Here is a 17698-nt window from a genome sequence, read left to right as displayed (position 1 = left end):
GAGGACGCGGATGCGACGGATCAGGGACGGCAATGGGGTAGGGGCGAGGTGCTGCCTCGCCCGTCTTTCGCCAGAGGACGCGGATGCGACGGAGGGAATTGGAGGATTGGAGCCGTGGCAATCCGTTGCACGTATGCGCACCCATGGCGCGTTATGAACGTACTCCTGATACCCCTAGTTTTTGCCAATAGCGTGCTAAGCCGCGCCAACTGAGCGTAAGCGGACCGGTCTGCTGGATGATCGCTGCTTGCTCGACCAGCGAAAGGGTGGCTACTTCACTTGCCAGTGCTGCTTCGAGGGTGGCAACTCCGGTCGCTTCATCATGGCCGGCAAGTAGACTCTGCCGTACAATCTCGGCCCACTGGCGCAACCGTAACCGTGCATCGGCTAAGTGAAAGGCAACATCATCATACGCGCCGAAATGGGTGAGACACAGCCATTGCGGATGCAGTTGCTCGATCAGATCGTGTGTGCGCCCCCAAGCTTCGAGGTCGACATCGGGCGGTGGGGTAGCCGGGCGGGTCATCCGCACACCGGGCAAACGCACGCCGGTATTATCACCCACAAAGGCAGCCCCGTTTGCCTCATCAAACCATACCAGATGATGCTTGGCATGACCGGGAGCATCAAAGGCGCGCAAGGTATGACCATTGAGCCGTAATGTTTCACCGCCGGTATACACACGGATGCGTTCCGGCGCGACGGGACGCACATCACCCCAGAGCTGCGCCATCCGATCACCGTACAATAGGCTAGCACTGTTCAGCAAGCGAGACGGATCGATCAGGTGCGGCGCTCCACGCTCATGCACGTGTACTACCAAATGCGGATTTTCCACCGCCAACAATCCGGTTGCTCCGGCATGGTCGAGGTGAATATGGGTGAGTACTACTGCGCGTAGATCGGCCACCGATAGTCCGTGGGCATCGAGACCGGCCTTCAGGGCGGGTAAAGTACTGGCCGGCCCCGGATCAATCAGTGCCGGCGCATCACCAAGGAGCAGAAACGTACCGATCACGTGGGCACGCCCAAGATGGTAGACATCGATCAGGGAAATATCGGACGGGGTAGGATAGACTTCCATACGGTTTTACGCACACCTTTCTGGCAGCAAATGACAACGTTTTTGTATTATATACATATCAACATTTGGTGGCGAATCCCCGATTTTCAGGCGCCGCACGCCTGTGCGACGCCCACAGGTATGACTTCTCGCGATCTACGACGATTTGCGGCCATACGGATACCACCACGGTTTGTATGCCATGGTGAAATCCCAATGGACGTGCTTGGTCTCTAAAAACTCTTCTAACCCCTCTTCGCCCAACTCACGCGCACCACCACTGAACTTCATACCACCAAACGGGCCAGCATCATTATCGGTAAGCGGATCGTTCACCCAACAGGTACCGGCCTTTACCTCTTCATAGTACTGCTTGACCTTACGCGGATCATTTGTATAGAGATTGGCCCCTAACCCATAATCACAATCGTTAACCAGCTCGATTGCTTCATCGAAGGTTTGGTAGGTCATAATCGGGATTGTCGGGCCAAATGTCTCTTCACGCATAATGCGGAAGCTGTGATCGACGTTGGTTAGTACCGTCGGTTCGTAGAAAAAGCCGCGGGTAAACTGTGGCGGACGGCGACCACCGGTCAAGATGGTTGCACCGCGTGCCCGTGCCTCTTCGACGTGATCCTCAACTTTAGCGCGATACTTTTCACCAATGAGTGGACCAATATCGGTATCGGGATCCATGCCCGGCCCCAACCGCAATGACCGTACAAACTCGACCAACCGCTCGGTGAAGGGACGCGCAATCGACTCGTGGACATACACTCGCTCGGTGCTGGTACAAACCTGACCGGCATTGAGCAACGCCGCCCATGCGACGCCGGGCACAGCCACATCGAGATCGGCATCTTCAGCGACGATAAAGGCGTCTTTACCACCCAACTCAAGATGCGTCTTCTTCACCCGCTCGGCGGCGAGCCGGGCAATCTCGCGCCCGGTCGCGAAGCTGCCGGTGAAGGCGATCATCTGCGTGCGAGGGCTGACCACCAATTCCCGTCCGACGTCACCAAAGCCGGTAATGATATTAAGAACACCGGGTGGTAAGTGGTCACAGCATAGCTCGGCAAAGCGTAACGTTGCCAGTGGTGTCATTTCACTCGGTTTAAGCACAACCGTATTGCCGGCTGCCAACGCTGGTGCTACTTTCCACGACATCAGCAACAGCGGATAGTTCCAAGGTACAATCGCCGCTACGACCCCATACGGCTCTTTCAGCACCATTGCCAGTTGGGTCGGTTCGACGGAGGGGATAACACGCCCGCGCGTATTGCGCTGCAATTCGGCATAGTAGTCGAAACAAGCTGCACACCAGCCAATCTCATCACGGTTCTCAACGAGCGGCTTGCCGCCTTCAAGGGTCAACAGCGTTGCCAGCTCTTCGGCATGCGCGCGCATTTTGTGGGCAATTTCGTGGAGCGCATGCGCTTTGTCGTGAGCTGTCGTTCGTCGCCACTCACGAAATGCCTGTTCGGCGGCAATCATTGCCTGTTCAGCATCAGCAGCAGTGGCTCGCGGCACATAGTCGATTATCTCTTCGGTCGCCGGGTTGTGTACCGGGAATACGTCACCCTGCGCTGCTGCCCGCCATTGACCGTTAATGAGCATTGCCGGCATAAAACCTCCTTCAAGTGTCTTTGTGATACAACAACGGACTAGACCATCGTGAACGTTGCGAAGATCACACGCGACAATATGACGTTGTTCACTATAGTGCAACCTTTTGTCGAGCAAATGTCAAGGTTTTTCATCTTGACGAAGCCTTATGTCGCTTCTATAGTAAGATTGTGAGTAATAGCACAAATGATGGAGACTTCAAATGATCATACGACTTTTTCCATCAACCTCATCAACCACTTCACCGGTTTGTAGCAGCCACCGGCGGCGGTGTCGGTTGGCCCACAACTCACCACACGTATACCGGCGCGCTTTACTCTACCGGCTTGGTATTGCCGATGGTCGCCGACCGGCGGTTGTCTTCAATACTATTGCCCAGGTGCTGCGCAACGCGCGCGTCTAAATTGTTTCCACTTGTTCCCCTTCGAGCAGACGCAACGCCTGTCGTTTCATGTACACCAGCAGCGCGTTAATCCCATTTAGCCGCTGCGGACTAAGCACTTGATGTAACCCCATCTGTTGAATGAATGCACTCGACACGGCGAGTGCCTGTTCCGGCGTTAGACCATTCATCCCTTGACGCAAAATCGCGGCAAACCCGCGGATCGTCGGTGCTTCTGGTGGTACATCGATGTAGTATTCAATCTGCTCACCGTGGCGCTGTGCAATCACAAATACCGGTGACATGCATTCATGAACTTGCTCCAGGCCGCGATGGTCACGCAATTCTGGGGGTAATGGCGGTAATTGCTCTGAGAATTCAAGCAAAAGTTCTAATTTTTCTTCCCGACTCGCTGCACTGAATTCAGCCGCTATCTCGGCTAAGCGCGGCGGGATGAAGGTCTGGTCGTTCATACTTACTCCTCACCTTATCATCGTTGCAGAAAGCCAATCAATGTACCAAGGACCCGCGTTCGACACCCGATAGCGGTGGCAACGTTGGCCTGACGCATCTCGAATAGACTACTGCCAGCGTCAAACACCCCTCCCGACCCTTCCACATCGGCACCGGCGCCTCACGGTTACCGTCGAGCCGGAGAACATTTTGGCAGCAGAGCATGGCGTGTCTGTGGTAGCATTTGGCCCACCACAACACATTGCGGTCGCCCATTACCGCGGCATTGGCAACATACAATGCAACTTTCGCTGTAGCACTACGGATAGCGTTTTCAAGCTCGCTAGCCTCTAGGGTTTCTGATCTATCTACGATCATCATACCATCGGTTAGAGAACTTCAGCCATGGATCAACTGCCAAACGGCCAGTAACGCCAGCTCTGCAGGCTGGCGACGCAATCATGGCGGCGATGGCTCCTCCTCGCGCCACCAAGTCGGCTTGCGAGCACAAAGCTTATGTTGGTGTAACGCCGCTTGAGCAGGGGCAAGATCGCTGATCAGCACCTCGTCGGAGTAGAAACGCCCTTTGCTTTCGCCGGGGCGATAGCCTTGCGCGCCAAAACCCTCGTGGTCATGCAGAGCGACCGTGTCGTTCGCCCAATGCACGGCTTACTTAACCTTACGCAGGGGGCGGGCTGCATCAACGGTTGCCAGAACGATCACACCCCAGTCGGCCTGAGCGAAATTGCTCGAAGCGATCCCTTCGCTAGGCTGAAACGCAACGCTCGTATTGACTACATGGCATTCACGCAGTGCAGCACCTTGTTCGGCGTTCGGATCGATTTGGTCGAACGATGTTCGTTCACCGACAATGAAGTGCGCTAACTCGACAATAACGAGTGGCTTGTAGGCATACTCACCACAGCTCGCATTCACCTCATCGAAATAGAGCCACTCGTCAGCCATGACGATATCCCTGACACCTACAAGACCTGAGCCACAGAGGAAAACACTGCGACAGACAAGGTCAAGCAGCCGTTAAATTTGCAGAATGTACCCCTTCCCGCGGACATTAAGCAAATAACGAGGTGCGCTCGGCTCCGGCTCAATCTTTTGCCGTAAATGGTGAATATGTGGCTTGATCAACTCTCCTGCCTCGAGATCGGTCGTCTCGTAACCTTGCGCACATCGTACCAACTGCGTATACGATAGCATTTGTCCAGCGTGTTCGGCCAGACAAAGCAACAGCCGAAACTCGGTCGGGGTGAGATTGAGCGAACGACCATTAAGTGTTGCTGTCTGATGCCACGTATCGAGGGTGAGCGGACCAATCGTCAAGATACGCCCGGTTGGTTCAGGTGGGTTTGGCGACGAAGGTGGGGTTGCGGTCGGCGGTGCCGATACCGGTGGTGTCACCGTCACCTTTCCACCAGTCAACTCTTGCACTGCGGCCCCAATCGTACCAAGCAAGTCGCTTTGGCGCCGGCGAGCAGCCCGTTCTTCAAGTCCTGCCGCGACACGGGCTAAAATTTGGTTCGGATCGCTGGTCTTTAAGAGATAATCAAAAATACCATAGCGAATACCTTCAACGGCCGAATCGAGCGAACCGTGACCGGTTAAGACGATAATTATCGTATCGTGACCGGCTTCACGGACCTTCACTACCACTTCCATCCCTTTCATACCGGGCATCTGTAAATCGACCAGCATGAGATCAAATGATTCACGCTCAAATAGCGCAACAGCCTCTTCGCCGGTCGCTGCTGTCGTCACCGCATAGCCGGCCCGGCTCAGCAAGGCATTGAGGGTTAGGCGAATATTCTGCTCATCATCGACTACCAACACTCGTGGCTGGTTGGTCATAGTCATTTGCACTCCGTCTGAATTGCGACTATAGTTGGGATTATTATTGGTTTATCATAGCATGAGCAAGCAGTGTGGTCAACGGCGCGTGTGGTGCAGTCCCTAGAGGGGAGTGAAACGCTATGATCGAGCGCGATGATGCAATTGCACATATTGCCAAACTCGAACGAGAATTGCAGACAGCCCACAGTCGCATTGCCGCTCTCGAAAGAGAGGTCGCATTACATATGCAACACACCCGTGATCTGAACCGACGACTAGAAGTACTGTTGTCGGTATCGGCTGCGCTTTTGATCACCCACGATACTGATACGATTGTCACGATCGTCGCACAACGAGCCATAGAGTTATTTCCGGGAACAGCGACGACTTATATCTATTTGTTCGAGCACGAACCGGAAGAGCGGCTGCAACTACGGGTCTCGGTGCCCGAACATAGCCCATCGCTTCCCGTTTCGATCTTGGCCGAGATGGGGGCTAAAGTACCTCGCGCCTTACTGCTCAACGGGCCGGAGTTGGAGTATCTCTTGCATCAGCAGCAACCTGAGGCGACGTTGGTACGTGACAGTCGTCAATGGCCGCAGAGCGTCTTGTTAGCCCCGTTGCGAATTGAACGGCAACGGATGGGAGTGCTGATTGTATGCAGCGAGCAACTCTCGCATCTGTATCACCCGCGTGATCTGCCATTTGTACAGGCACTCGCCGATCTGACCGTCATTGCGATCGATGAAATCCAACAGCGTCAGCGTGCTGCCGCGTTGCAGCACGATTTAGCCCTCACCCAATCGCTGCGCGCCGAAGCTGAAGCTCGCCTTAATGCAGCTCAAGCACAACTGCTACAAAGTGCCAAGCTGGCTGCGGTTGGTGAATTGTCCGCTTCAGTGGCCCACGAGATCAACAATCCCCTCTACGCAGCCCGCAATAGCCTGTATCTGGTTGAGCAAGATTTGCCCCCCGACGCACCACAACGTACCTTTCTAACGATTGCGCAACAAGAGCTGAGCCGTATCGCACGCATCATTACCCGCATGCGCGATTTCTACCGTCCTTCACGCGGTGAACTGACCAATGCGAACATCAATGCGCTGCTGCGCGAGACGCTCGAATTAGTGACAACTCATCTACGCCATAGCCACGTCACGATACATACCCAGCTAGCGTCCGATCTACCGCCGATCGTGGCCCATGCCGATCAGTTGCGTCAAGTGTTTTTGAACATTATTCTGAACGCCTGTGATGCAATGCCCGGTGGTGGCACCCTCACCGTGCGTAGCGAATTGATCGCTACCCGATCTGAGAAACCGATGACACTGGCTGTCTCGATTAGCGATACGGGTGTCGGGATCGATCCTGAGCACATTCCCCATCTCTTCGAGCCATTTTACACCACCAAACCCCACGGTACCGGCCTTGGTCTTGCGATTAGCGCACATATCATTACACAGCACGGCGGACGAATCACCGTCGACAGTCAACCCGGCGTTGGTACGACCTTTACGATTTTGCTACCACTGGAACCGCCACCAACGGCAGTTGCTCAGGGGTAGTAATCGCTACGAGACGGATTGAGTAAGGAAGGCATCGTCATACGATGCTCGCAGTTTATTTTTGTTATCGCTTCACCACTATACGTTGTTAGCTCAAGTATCGCCGACCGCCGAGCAACAGAGTAGCATACCCTCAGAGCATAGTCTTTGGCTCCCTCCAATACACGCCAATAAGCTGGAAGCTGGTACCATGGCGGCTTATCGTATTCTGATTTACGACGATGACCCAACCGCAGCGCTCATCACCCAGCGTGGCTTGCAGACATTGCTTGGCGATGAGGTGATTGTGCAGGCAACCACGAACGCAAATGAGGCGTGGCTAGCGTGTGCCAACGGGAATGTTGATCTGTTGATCGTTGATCCAAGTCCCTATGGCGCCGCTGCTGCGCTAATCCGGGCCGTGCGCACCTACCGGCCCTACTTGCCGATCCTTGCCCTCACCGCTTACGATACCCCCGGTTTACGAGCACGGATGCAGGCACTTGGAGTGGAATTGTACGCAGCCAAGCCAATCGAGCTGCGTGAACTAGCACCGTTGGTTGTCCAGGCATTGCATCATTCGGCCAATGGTGTGGTGAACAATTAGGTGATAGGTGGGGAGAAAGGGAGGGGCATAGGGAGCTATGCCTCTCCTCGACCAGCCTCCAATCACTGCCTCATCTCCGGCAACCGCCACGCCACCGTTCCAATTGCACACTACCCTACTGTTCCAGATGTGCTATCATGCCCATGTAGGAAAGGAGTGATCTATGCCTGCGCTCCGTTTTGACCGGCGCTGGATTGCGCTACTTATCATTATTGTTGTGCTCGCGAACACCCGCAGTCTGCCGTGGCCACTCACCGCGCTGGCGCTAGCCATACCCGCTGGTTGGTTACTCTACCAGGCAGCCCAAACGCTTGGGATTGATCTACCCGGCACCCGTTCATCGACCCGAGTCACTTATTGGCGAGGCCGTCGCATCGAGACGAGTGGACCACCCCGACGCTTCATAGTGAATCGGGCCAACCTCGTCCCCGGCCTGTTGTACGGAGTCTTCGGGTTAGCCCTCGCATTGGCAGCCCTGGCAGTCGTGACCCGTAATCTTGGTGTGTAGAGCACACATTGCAACACGTCTGAGGAGGAATGTGATAACACTACCTTTTGGACTCTTTCGCCGTCGTCGTCTCACAACCGAGCAACAAGACGCACTCCTAACCGAATTAGAGCACCTGTTACAACAGATCGGTGCTGCCCTGGAGCGCTTCACCGATGTTGATCCTGCCGACCGTAACGCGCTCGAAGGCAGTCGGGCTAGTTTGCGGGAACTGTTTTTGATCGTGGTAGCCGGCGAGTTTAATTCTGGCAAATCAACGTTCCTCAACGCCTTGCTCGGTGCGCAAGTTCTTCCTGAAGGGGTTACACCGACGACAGATGCGATTACGCTGCTCAAATATGGCCCCGAACCGTTCGACGAGCTGATCGAACCCGGTCTGCGACTGCACCACTATCCGGCCGAAATCCTCCGCCAGTTGACGGTGGTCGATACACCCGGTACCAACGCCGTAATCCGTCATCACGAACGGTTAACTCGCGACTATATTCCGCGAGCCGATTTGGTGATCTTTCTCACATCGGCAGACCGCCCCTTTACCGAAAGCGAACGCGCTTTTCTTGAACTGATCAAAGAGTGGGGCAAAAAGATCGTCGTAGTGATCAATAAAGCGGATATTCTCACCGCCGCCGAGCAAGATCAAGTGGCACAATTTGTACGCGAACACGTCAACCGTGTTCTCGAACAATCGCCTGAACTGTTTATGGTCTCTGCACGCCGAGCCTTACAAGCTCGTCAGCAAACCGGCAATGATGCCGATGAACAGTGGCAAGCGAGTGGGATGGCGGCCATCGAACATTTTGTCATCGATACGCTCGACGAAGAGACCCGTTTCCGCCTCAAGGTACTGTCACCAATCGGTGTAGCTCGTCGGATTACGACCAAGTATCTCACCGCAACCGAAGACCGTCTGGCGACGTTGCGTGATGATATTCAAGCCCTCGACCAGATCGACCGCCAATTGGTGCTGTTTGGTGATGAGTTGCGCCAAGATGCCGAGTATTATCTCGCCGAGATCGACCGTGTGCTCACATCAATACAAGAACGTGGTGAGCGCTTTTGCGATGAGACGATCCGTCTCACTCGTATTCGCGAGTTGATCGACACCGACCGTCTGCGCGCCGCGTTTGAGGAAACGGTGATCGGTGATGCCTATCAACAGATCGACAAACAAGTGCAAAAACTCATCGATTGGTTGATGGAAAAGAACCTTCGCCTCCAACAGAGCGTCGATGAGTTTATCCGGCAACGCACCTTAGCACATCGCGAACAGATGGTGGGGAGTGTCGGCGGGAGCTTCGCGTACAACCGACAAGCATTACTCGAAAGTATCGGCCAGGCAGCACATACCGCTATCGCCGGTTACGACCGGCAAGCCGAGGCTCACCAACTCGCCGGTGAACTCCAATCCTCAGTTGCGGCCACAGCCATTACCGGTGTTGGAGCATTGGGCCTTGGTGCAACGTTGGTCGCTATTTTTCACACCGTCCTGCTTGATATGACCGGTATTCTGGCGGCATTAACGGTTGCCGGCCTCGGTCTCGCTATTTTACCGGCCAAACGCCGTCAAGCCAAAGAGACGCTGCATAAAAAGATCGATGAAGTGCGTGAGCAGTTACGCACCTCGTTGCGTCAACAGATCGACCGTGAGAGCGAACGGACCGTGCTCCAGATTCGTGAGCGCAATGCGCCGTTCATCCGCTTTGTTCGTGCCCAGCAAGAGCAATTGCTCGATTTGCAGCGCACATTCTCTGATCTTGCCGTGGCGGTGGAGAAATTTGCTAAGCAGGTCGGATGAGTAACAATGCGTATCCTCATTCCGTCAGATGTCTTCCCACCCGACGGGCGAGGCGGAGCGGCATGGAGTGCTTATGCCTTAGCCACCGGCTTACAAGCACGCGGTCATCAGGTACGGGTTATCGTACCCTGCCGCACGCCGTGCCGTAGGCCTCTCATTGACCATAACGGTCATCTGCCGGTGCAGCGTGTACCATATGCGGCACCAACCATTCCCTTCATCCAAAACTATTTTCGCTACGAACGCTTCTGGCCGCGCTTAGCCCAGACCATAATGACCACCGTGCGCGACTTCGGTGAAGTGGATGTCATTCACGCCCAACACACCCAAACCGCTGCTGCCGCCGTAATAGCCGGTACTTCCCTCGGCGTACCGGTCGTCGTGACGGTCCGTGACCATTGGCCGTGGGACTACTTTGCCACCGGGTTACACGGCAACCGGATTCCGCACCCGGGTCGATCGCTCCCGGCGATTGCCACCGATCTCATCGGTCGTCTCGGTCCACTACGCGGGGTATTGGCGTGGCCGGCCATTCCCTACATTGTCGCCCATCTGCGCAAGCGTGCAACCCTGCTCGCTCAAGCTGATGCTGTGATCGCACCCAGCAACTACATCGCCCGCCGACTGACCGGGATCGTCGATCCGGTGCGCATTCACGTGCTACCCAACATGGTTGATATTGCCGCGAGTGACGCAATCGCTGCAACGCCACCCCAGACCACGTGGGAAGGTACCCTTGTGCTGTTTGCCGGCAAACTCGAAGCAAACAAAGGTGCAGAACTCCTAATCGACGTGATCAACGACCTTGCCACCCGTCGGAACGAGCTTCCGCCCTTCACCCTCCTCATTGCCGGTGATGGTGCATTGCGCCCTGCGATTGATCATGCGTTGGCAACCAGTGGTTTATCTGGCAGGGTACTGGCATGGGTCGAACACGATGAATTACTCCGCCTGACGGCCCGTTGCGATGTCCTGCTCTTCCCATCGAATTGGGGTGAACCGCTAGCCCGTGCACTCATCGAAGCAGCCGCGCTCGGCGCACCGATCATCGCGATGCCGACCGGCGGTACCCCCGACATCATCAGGCATGGTGAAACCGGCATCCTCGCCCCAACCGTCACGACGATGGTAGAGTGGGTTATCCGACTACTTAACGACCCGGCTCTGCGTCAACGCCTTGGCACCGCCGCGCGCGCCACCGCCGCTGAACGTTTTGATGCCAACCGGTTACTACCCCGCTACGAGGCGCTCTATACAGCACTAGCTCACCGGAATAGCAGCCGGTAACATGCCCGCACGCCTTACGGCAAGATACCAAATTCGTTAAATGTACGCACGGCCGCGGCAAACAGATCCGGCAGCAGTAAGGTTAGTGGCTCACCCAAACGCAACACCCAGCCGGCCAGCAACGAACTACGTAACCAACCACTGTACGGATCAACCGGAAATACCACCAACACGATCAATACCGCCGCTACCGCCAAGACCCCCTGCACCAAACCGAGAACACCACCCAGGAGATGATCGAGCCAACCCAAGAATACCAGGCCCGCTAACGAGTGTAATAACGAAGCAATCAAACTGCTCACACTACTGACCGTCAACAATACCAGGATAAACCCGACACTCTGGGCAAGATTTGGGTCGGTGATAAACGAGCCTAACCATACGGCGACTTCAGAGCCATACTGACCGGCCAGCATCAAACCCACCACCAAACCAACCACGGCCAACACCTGGCGGATGATACCCCAATACATCCCGAAAATCGTAAACAGTCCAACCACCACAATTATCACCAGATCTACATTTGTCACCGATGACCTCCCTGAACAAATGATCAACACGACATAAAGTTCTTGACGGGCGATAAACACCTTGATATAATACCTTCACCTGAAAGATTCCTCGTTTTGCTTCCCAGAGCACGCAAAGCTGTCACATACGGCGCGCGAGCTCACTGGCATGCGGTAACACCACCGCCCACCTGCCAGTTCGTACCCTGCACGTTGGCATCCTGGTTGTGGGAGAGCATCACCCCCGATGTTGATGCTCATCCGCGCCCCATCACACACCTCACCGGATCGTCGGTGAGAATACCCCTCAGCAGGAGGATGTATGAGCATGACTTTATCCGGTTTCGAGCTGATGAAGATGATCGGCGAGCAGCAGGATCGCCGCCAATTTCAACAGCTTAACTGGCGCGGGACCTTTGCCGAGTATCTCGACATTGTCGTCCGCAAGCCACAAGTTGCCCGTAACGCCTTTCAGCGGGTCTACGACATGATTATGTCGTATGGCACCGAGGAATTTATCGACGCCAAGAAGCGACTCATTCGCTACAAGTTCTTCTCCGACGAGTCCTTCGACGGCGATGATGCCATCTTCGGCCTCGAAATCCCGCTCATGCGGCTGGTTAACTTCTTCAAAGGAGCGGCACGCGGCTATGGCACCGAAAAGCGGGTGCTGCTCTTGCACGGGCCGGTCGGTTCGTCGAAATCGACCATCGTGCGCCGACTGAAACGTGGTCTCGAGCACTATTCCCGCACCGAAGAAGGCGCACTGTACACCTACGACTGGTACACCGGTGTCATCGAAAACCATGACACCTTCGATTGGCAACAGGTCCCCGAGTCGGAATGGGAAAAGTGCCCAATGCACGAAGAACCGCTGCACCTCATTCCGCGTGAGTTGCGTGCGCCGTTCATCGAGCGGATTAACGAAAACCTTGATCCCGATCGCCATATCCGGGTCGAGGGTGATCTGTGTCCGGTCTGCCGCTTCCACTTCCGCGAATTGATGCAGCGCTACGATGGTGATTGGCTTAAGGTCATGAACCATATTCGTGTGCGGCGTCTTGTCTTTAGTGAGCAAGATCGGATCGGGATTGGCACCTTCCAGCCCAAAGACGAGAAGAATCAAGATAGCACTGAACTAACTGGTGACATCAATTACCGTAAGATTGCGATCTACGGATCGGACTCTGATCCGCGTGCTTTTAACTTCGACGGCGAGTTTAATATCGCCAATCGTGGCATCATCGAGTTTGTCGAGATGCTCAAGCTCGATGTCGCCTTCCTCTATGATCTGCTCGGTGCGTCACAAGAACATCGTATCAAGTCGAAGAAGTTTGCGCAAACCGACATTGATGAGGTGATCATCGGCCATACCAACGAGCCGGAATATCGCCGTCTCGAAAATAACGAGTTTATGGAGGCGCTGAAAGACCGCACGGTGCGCATCGATATTCCCTACGTCACCCGCTTGCGCGATGAGGTACGGATCTACGAGCGCGACTTCAATAAGAAGAAGGTGCGTGTCCATATCGCGCCGCATACGCTCGAGATGGCCGCCATGTGGGCGGTGCTCACCCGCCTCGAAGAACCGAAGAAGCCGAACCTAACCCTGCTACAAAAGCTTAAGCTCTACAACGGGAAGACGTTGCCCGGCTTTACTGAGGACAACATCAAGGAGCTGCGCAAAGAGGCGGTGCGCGAAGGTATGGAGGGCATTTCGCCGCGCTACATCCAAGACAAGATCTCGAATGCGCTGGTCAGCAATCAGGAAGAGGGTTACATCAACCCCTTCATGGTGCTGAACGAACTCGAGAGCGGCCTCAAGAACCATGCCCTGATTACCGACGAAGAGCAGCGCAAACGCTACCGCGACCTGCTGGCCGTCGTGCGCGAGGAGTATACTGAGATCGTGAAGAATGAAGTCCAACGCGCTATCTCGGCTGATGAAGAGGCGATCAAGCGGCTGTGCGCAAACTATATCGATAACATCAAAGCCTACACCCAGCGCGAAAAGGTTCGCAACCGCTATACCGGTCAGTACGAAGAGCCGGATGAACGCCTGATGCGCAGCATTGAGGAGAAGATCGATATCCCCGAGTCGCGTAAGGATGACTTCCGTCGTGAGATTATGAACTACATCGGGGCGCTAGCTATCGAGGGGAAGACGTTCGATTACCGTACCAACGAGCGACTCCATAAGGCCCTTGAGCTAAAACTGTTCGAGGATCAGAAGGATAGTATCAAGCTCACCTCGCTCGTCTCACGAGTGATCGATAAAGATACCCAAGAGAAGATCGATGTCGTCAAGGCCCGGTTGATCCGTGACTTCGGCTACAACGAGCAGTCGGCGACCGATGTTCTGAATTACGTGGCGTCGATCTTTGCCCGCGGTGATACACGCCGCTAGAGTCGGCACGTGACAAATGAGATTGCTCGCGTCTACGATGAAAGAGCGTCACCGGGGCGGCTCTAATAGCCGCCCCAACCCGTACCCGTTGAGAGCTGTGGGTACGCTTATGTCGTTCCGCCATCGCAGTCGCATGGTGAGGGAAGATGACAGGATAAGACCATCCTTCCCTCGTTTACCAGATGGGTACGCCTATGTCGATGTCAATGAAACGCGCTGAACGCGATCTGAGCCGCTTCCGCGAAATTGTACGCGGGCGGATTAAAAAAGATCTGCGCAAATATATGTCGCAGGGAGAACTGATCGGGCGACAAGGACAACGCTACGTCAGTATTCCCATGCCGCAGATCGATATTCCCCAATTCCGCTACGGCGCCAAACAAGCCGGTGGTGTTGGGCAGGGTGATGGCGATGTCGGTGATCCGATCGCGCAAGGTGACGGCCAACAAGGTGCAGGGCAGGCCGGCGCCGAACCCGGTCAACATATTCTCGAAGTTGATATTACCATCGAAGAATTGGCTCAGATTCTCGGTGAAGAGCTGCAACTCCCCAATATTCAGCCAAAAGGGAAGAAGAATCTGATCAGCGAGAAGGATAAGTATAGCGGTATTCGCCGTACCGGTCCGAACTCCTTGCGTCATTTCAAGCGCACCTACCGAGAGGCCCTTCGACGCCAGATCGCCTCTGGTGAGTATGATATAAATAATCCGCTCGTCGTCCCTATCCCCGAGGATATGCGCTATCGCTCGTGGAAAGAAACCCTCATGCCCGAAAGTAACGCCGTCATTATCTATATGATGGATGTGTCGGGTTCGATGGGATCCGAGCAGAAAGAGCTGGTGCGCATGACCGCGTTCTGGATCGAGACTTGGTTGCGCTCGCAGTATAAGTCCATAGAGATTCGCTATATCGTGCATGATGCAGCCGCCAAAGAGGTCGATCAACAGACTTTTTACCACATTCGCGAAGGTGGCGGTACCAAGATTTCGTCGGCGTATAAACTCTGTAATCGGATGATCGACGAGCGCTACCCGGCGAGCGAATGGAATATCTATCCGTTCCACTTCTCCGACGGTGATAACTGGGGCGGCGGCGATACACGTGAATGTGTCGAGCTGCTCAAGCGTGAGTTGTTACTCAAGGTCAACCTGTTCTGCTACGGTCAGGTTCGCTCACTTTACGGTTCGGGCCGCTTTGCGCACGATCTGGAAGAGTATCTGCGCGGTGATGACCGGATCGTTATTGCTGAGATTGCCGATCGTGATGATATTTACGACGCGATCCGCGCCTTTCTCGGCAAAGGTCGCTAATTCCAGGTTTTGATGGTGTGTCTATGAAGAGTACCCGCCTTCCCGCTCATCTCGAACAGGCGCGTCAGGAAATCGAGCAGATCGCCCGCTCCTATGGCCTCGATTTCTTTCCGATTATTTACGAAGTGCTCGATTACCGCACGCTCTATGAGACGGCGGCATTCGGCGGCTTCCCGACGCGCTACCCACACTGGCGCTTTGGTATGGAGTATGACCAATTGCTGAAGGGCCATATTTGGGCGGGCAGCACCATCTACGAGATGGTGATTAACAATAACCCGGCGTATGCCTATCTGCTGGAAGGGAATGAAGATGTGACCCAGAAAATGGTGATGGCTCATGTCACCGGTCACGTCGATTTCTTCAAGAACAATATGTGGTTTGCCCATACCAACCGTAAGATGCTCGATACGATGGCAAACCACGCTGCCCGGATCCAGCGAATTATTGACCGAATCGGCTACGATCAGGTTGAGGAGTTTATCGATACGTGCTTGTCGTTGGAAAACCTGATCGATTACCACGCACCGTATATCCGTCGGCCTGAAGCCGTCACCCCACGCCCGCTGATTAACGATGAGGAACCACCGGTGGTTGAGGGTTTGCCGGTAGAGCGTGAGTATATGCGCGATTATATCAATCCACCGGAGTTTCTCGAAGTCCAACGCCGTAAACTTGAAGAGGAACGCGCTCGTCAGCGCCGGTTCCCTGAAAACCCCCAGCGCGATGTACTGCTCTTCCTCATGAATTTTGCCCCGCTTGAGAACTGGCAACATACTGTTCTCGAAATTATCCGCGATGAGGCGTATTATTTTGCCCCACAAGGTATGACCAAAATCCTCAATGAGGGGTGGGCTTGCCTTCATGGCGATAGTCTGATAGTGACTGACCGTGGCCTGATCCCGATCCGCGACGTAGTCACGCAACGCCTCACGGCGCGTGTGAGCGATGGTCAGCGCCAGCAGACGGTTTACGACTGGAATGTTTTTACGGCCTATCCGACAGTTACGATCCGTACCCGTACCGGTTTGACGCTGACCGGTTCACATAATCATCGTATCCTACTTGCCAACGGTGAATGGCGTCGACTCGATGAATTGCACTGCGGTGATCAGGTGAGAATCGCCGGTGGCGCCGAGCTGTGGGCGACGACGCCGGCTACGCTGCGCCGCCGACCAAAACTCAAGCGGGTGTTGGCCTACGTGCCGGCTAACACCGTGACACAGCCAGTTCCCTCGCATCACCGCTCCTACCGACGCACTGCTGAGGTGGTGGTCGACGAGGCACTAGCCGCTCAGCTCGGTCGATCATGCGCAATCCGTGCCGATCATCGTGCGCTCGCTGCCATCTGTCGTTCACCACGACCACAGGTGGTCGCATTTTTGCGTACCTTCTGCGTCGGTGCTCCACGCTTGGCCGACAACAGCATGACGATCACCTGCCCCACCGACAGCGTTGCCGCAACGGTTCAGTTGCTGCTCCTCAATCTGGGTGTACTGGCGACACGACGAGATGCCAGCTTGTATATTGCTGATGCTGCTGCACTTGAGCGCGCTCTGCTGGTCCCTTCCACGCCCGTCGCATGGACTGATGACGTCGTTGCGATTGAACACGGCACTACTGATGTCTACGATATCTCAGTTACTGAAACGCATCGCTACGCGGCGCAGGGCTTCATCAATCACAACAGCTACTGGCATAGCACCATCATGACCAGGCATGTGGCTTCGGCAGCCGAGATTATTGCGTTTGCCGACCTGCACTCCGGAGTCGTTGCCACGAGCGGTGGTCGGTTGAACCCCTATAAGCTTGGGTTAGAATTGCTGCGCGACATTGAGGATCGTTGGAATAAAGGGAAGTTCGGCAAAGAGTACGAAGAGTGCGACGACATCGCGCTCAAACGCTCGTGGGATAAGCAGCTAGGGCTTGGCCGCCAGAAGATCTTTGAGGTACGCCGGCTCTACAACGATGTCACGTTTATTGATGAGTTCCTCACGCCGGAATTTGTGATGGAGCAGAAGCTCTTCACCTTCCGCTACAATCGCGATACCGACCTGTACGAGATTGCGTCACGCGAATTCAAGGAAGTGAAGGAGAAATTGCTCTTCCGCCTGACGAACTTCGGGCAGCCGGTGATTTTGGTTGAGGATGGAAACTACGGCAACCGCGGCGAACTCTACTTGCGCCACCGTCACGAAGGGGTTGATCTCAAGATGGATTATGCGCGTGAGACCATGCGCAACCTCTACAAGATTTGGACTCGTCCGGTGCATTTGGAGACGGTGATCGAAGAAAAGCGTCGGTTACTGTCGTTCGATGGTCGTGACTTCAGCGAACGACGGATGGATTAAAGGTGGCTCAT

The 17698-nt window shown here is 54.9% G+C and carries 16 protein-coding genes; 9 read left to right on the top strand and 7 right to left on the bottom strand.

Going from position 1 to position 17698, the window contains the following annotated elements; all coding sequences use genetic code 11:
* Nucleotides 1-151: 151 nt before the first annotated feature.
* Together AC01ZF_RS15025 and AC01ZF_RS15020 are read right to left on the bottom strand one after the other, a co-directional pair.
* Complete coding sequence (locus AC01ZF_RS15025; RefSeq protein WP_428112688.1) at nt 152-1084, bottom strand: MBL fold metallo-hydrolase; 933 nt, start codon at nt 1082-1084, stop codon at nt 152-154.
* Between the two features lie 135 nt (nt 1085-1219).
* Nucleotides 1220-2689: an aldehyde dehydrogenase family protein gene (locus AC01ZF_RS15020; protein WP_428112686.1), complete on the bottom strand. Its 1470-nt coding sequence runs from the start codon at nt 2687-2689 to the stop codon at nt 1220-1222.
* Between the two features lie 202 nt (nt 2690-2891).
* Between AC01ZF_RS15020 and AC01ZF_RS15015 the strand changes: the two genes are divergently transcribed.
* Nucleotides 2892-3092 (top strand): hypothetical protein, encoded by a 201-nt coding sequence (locus AC01ZF_RS15015; RefSeq protein ID WP_424675419.1) that lies wholly within the window; start codon nt 2892-2894, stop codon nt 3090-3092.
* On the opposite strand, the gene AC01ZF_RS15010 is transcribed toward AC01ZF_RS15015, so the two are convergent.
* The 4 genes from AC01ZF_RS15010 to AC01ZF_RS14995 all read right to left on the bottom strand — a co-directional run bounded on the left by AC01ZF_RS15010 (nt 3089) and on the right by AC01ZF_RS14995 (nt 5393).
* Complete coding sequence (locus AC01ZF_RS15010; RefSeq protein WP_424675420.1) at nt 3089-3544, bottom strand: SufE family protein; 456 nt, start codon at nt 3542-3544, stop codon at nt 3089-3091. The two genes, AC01ZF_RS15015 and AC01ZF_RS15010, sit on opposite strands and share 4 nt — an antisense overlap.
* Nucleotides 3545-3983: 439 nt before the next feature.
* Nucleotides 3984-4190, bottom strand: a complete 207-nt coding sequence (locus AC01ZF_RS15005) for a hypothetical protein (protein WP_424675421.1) — start codon at nt 4188-4190, stop codon at nt 3984-3986.
* Nucleotides 4191-4193: 3 nt separating this feature from the next.
* Complete coding sequence (locus tag AC01ZF_RS15000) at nt 4194-4490, bottom strand: hypothetical protein (protein WP_424675422.1); 297 nt, start codon at nt 4488-4490, stop codon at nt 4194-4196.
* Nucleotides 4491-4562: 72 nt separating this feature from the next.
* Nucleotides 4563-5393, bottom strand: a complete 831-nt coding sequence (locus tag AC01ZF_RS14995) for a response regulator transcription factor (protein ID WP_476575470.1) — start codon at nt 5391-5393, stop codon at nt 4563-4565.
* Nucleotides 5394-5509: 116 nt separating this feature from the next.
* On the opposite strand from AC01ZF_RS14995, the gene AC01ZF_RS14990 reads away from it, so the two are divergent.
* From AC01ZF_RS14990 to AC01ZF_RS14970, 5 genes are all read left to right on the top strand, one after another.
* Nucleotides 5510-6934 carry a sensor histidine kinase gene (locus AC01ZF_RS14990; protein WP_428112683.1) on the top strand — a complete coding sequence of 475 codons (1425 nt, stop codon included), beginning with the start codon at nt 5510-5512 and terminating at the stop codon, nt 6932-6934.
* Between the two features lie 190 nt (nt 6935-7124).
* On the top strand, nt 7125-7520 hold the full coding sequence (locus AC01ZF_RS14985; protein ID WP_424675424.1) for a response regulator: 396 nt from the start codon (nt 7125-7127) through the stop codon (nt 7518-7520).
* A gap of 163 nt (nt 7521-7683) precedes the next feature.
* Nucleotides 7684-8028, top strand: coding sequence for a hypothetical protein (locus AC01ZF_RS14980; RefSeq protein ID WP_424675425.1), 345 nt, complete (start codon nt 7684-7686; stop codon nt 8026-8028).
* Between the two features lie 31 nt (nt 8029-8059).
* Nucleotides 8060-9823: a dynamin family protein gene (locus AC01ZF_RS14975; RefSeq protein ID WP_424675426.1), complete on the top strand. Its 1764-nt coding sequence runs from the start codon at nt 8060-8062 to the stop codon at nt 9821-9823.
* Between the two features lie 6 nt (nt 9824-9829).
* Nucleotides 9830-11110 carry a glycosyltransferase family 4 protein gene (locus AC01ZF_RS14970; protein WP_428112680.1) on the top strand — a complete coding sequence of 427 codons (1281 nt, stop codon included), beginning with the start codon at nt 9830-9832 and terminating at the stop codon, nt 11108-11110.
* Between the two features lie 14 nt (nt 11111-11124).
* Here the strand turns inward: AC01ZF_RS14970 and AC01ZF_RS14965 are convergent, their stop codons facing one another.
* A complete protein-coding gene (locus tag AC01ZF_RS14965; protein WP_424675428.1) occupies nt 11125-11640 on the bottom strand; it encodes a CvpA family protein in 516 nt (171 codons plus the stop codon).
* A 307-nt stretch (nt 11641-11947) separates the two neighbouring features.
* On the opposite strand from AC01ZF_RS14965, the gene AC01ZF_RS14960 reads away from it, so the two are divergent.
* From AC01ZF_RS14960 to AC01ZF_RS14950, 3 genes are all read left to right on the top strand, one after another.
* Complete coding sequence (locus tag AC01ZF_RS14960; RefSeq protein ID WP_424675434.1) at nt 11948-14026, top strand: PrkA family serine protein kinase; 2079 nt, start codon at nt 11948-11950, stop codon at nt 14024-14026.
* 206 nt (nt 14027-14232) lie between these two features.
* Entirely contained in the window at nt 14233-15336 is a 1104-nt protein-coding gene (locus AC01ZF_RS14955; protein ID WP_476575469.1) for a DUF444 family protein, read from the top strand.
* Between the two features lie 23 nt (nt 15337-15359).
* Nucleotides 15360-17687, top strand: a complete 2328-nt coding sequence (locus AC01ZF_RS14950; RefSeq protein WP_428112678.1) for a SpoVR family protein — start codon at nt 15360-15362, stop codon at nt 17685-17687.
* Nucleotides 17688-17698 lie beyond the last annotated feature (11 nt).

It is taken from the genome of Chloroflexus sp. (assembly GCF_056331925.1).
Note: the sequence above shows the minus strand (reverse complement) of the source record. Positions and strands in the feature narration are given on the sequence as shown.

What these genes read in the sequence shown, in the direction of transcription:
- AC01ZF_RS15025 (WP_428112688.1), bottom strand. Translation starts at nt 1,084, where the DNA reads ATGGAAGTCTATCCTACCCCGTCCGATATTTCCCTGATCGATGTCTAC.
- AC01ZF_RS14980 (WP_424675425.1), top strand. Translation starts at nt 7,684, where the DNA reads ATGCCTGCGCTCCGTTTTGACCGGCGCTGGATTGCGCTACTTATCATT.
- AC01ZF_RS14985 (WP_424675424.1), top strand. Translation starts at nt 7,125, where the DNA reads ATGGCGGCTTATCGTATTCTGATTTACGACGATGACCCAACCGCAGCG.
- AC01ZF_RS15010 (WP_424675420.1), bottom strand. Translation starts at nt 3,544, where the DNA reads ATGAACGACCAGACCTTCATCCCGCCGCGCTTAGCCGAGATAGCGGCT.
- AC01ZF_RS14970 (WP_428112680.1), top strand. Translation starts at nt 9,830, where the DNA reads ATGCGTATCCTCATTCCGTCAGATGTCTTCCCACCCGACGGGCGAGGC.
- AC01ZF_RS14950 (WP_428112678.1), top strand. Translation starts at nt 15,360, where the DNA reads ATGAAGAGTACCCGCCTTCCCGCTCATCTCGAACAGGCGCGTCAGGAA.
- AC01ZF_RS14960 (WP_424675434.1), top strand. Translation starts at nt 11,948, where the DNA reads ATGACTTTATCCGGTTTCGAGCTGATGAAGATGATCGGCGAGCAGCAG.
- AC01ZF_RS15015 (WP_424675419.1), top strand. Translation starts at nt 2,892, where the DNA reads ATGATCATACGACTTTTTCCATCAACCTCATCAACCACTTCACCGGTT.
- AC01ZF_RS14990 (WP_428112683.1), top strand. Translation starts at nt 5,510, where the DNA reads ATGATCGAGCGCGATGATGCAATTGCACATATTGCCAAACTCGAACGA.
- AC01ZF_RS14955 (WP_476575469.1), top strand. Translation starts at nt 14,233, where the DNA reads ATGAAACGCGCTGAACGCGATCTGAGCCGCTTCCGCGAAATTGTACGC.
- AC01ZF_RS15020 (WP_428112686.1), bottom strand. Translation starts at nt 2,689, where the DNA reads ATGCCGGCAATGCTCATTAACGGTCAATGGCGGGCAGCAGCGCAGGGT.
- AC01ZF_RS14995 (WP_476575470.1), bottom strand. Translation starts at nt 5,393, where the DNA reads ATGACTATGACCAACCAGCCACGAGTGTTGGTAGTCGATGATGAGCAG.
- AC01ZF_RS15000 (WP_424675422.1), bottom strand. Translation starts at nt 4,490, where the DNA reads ATGGCTGACGAGTGGCTCTATTTCGATGAGGTGAATGCGAGCTGTGGT.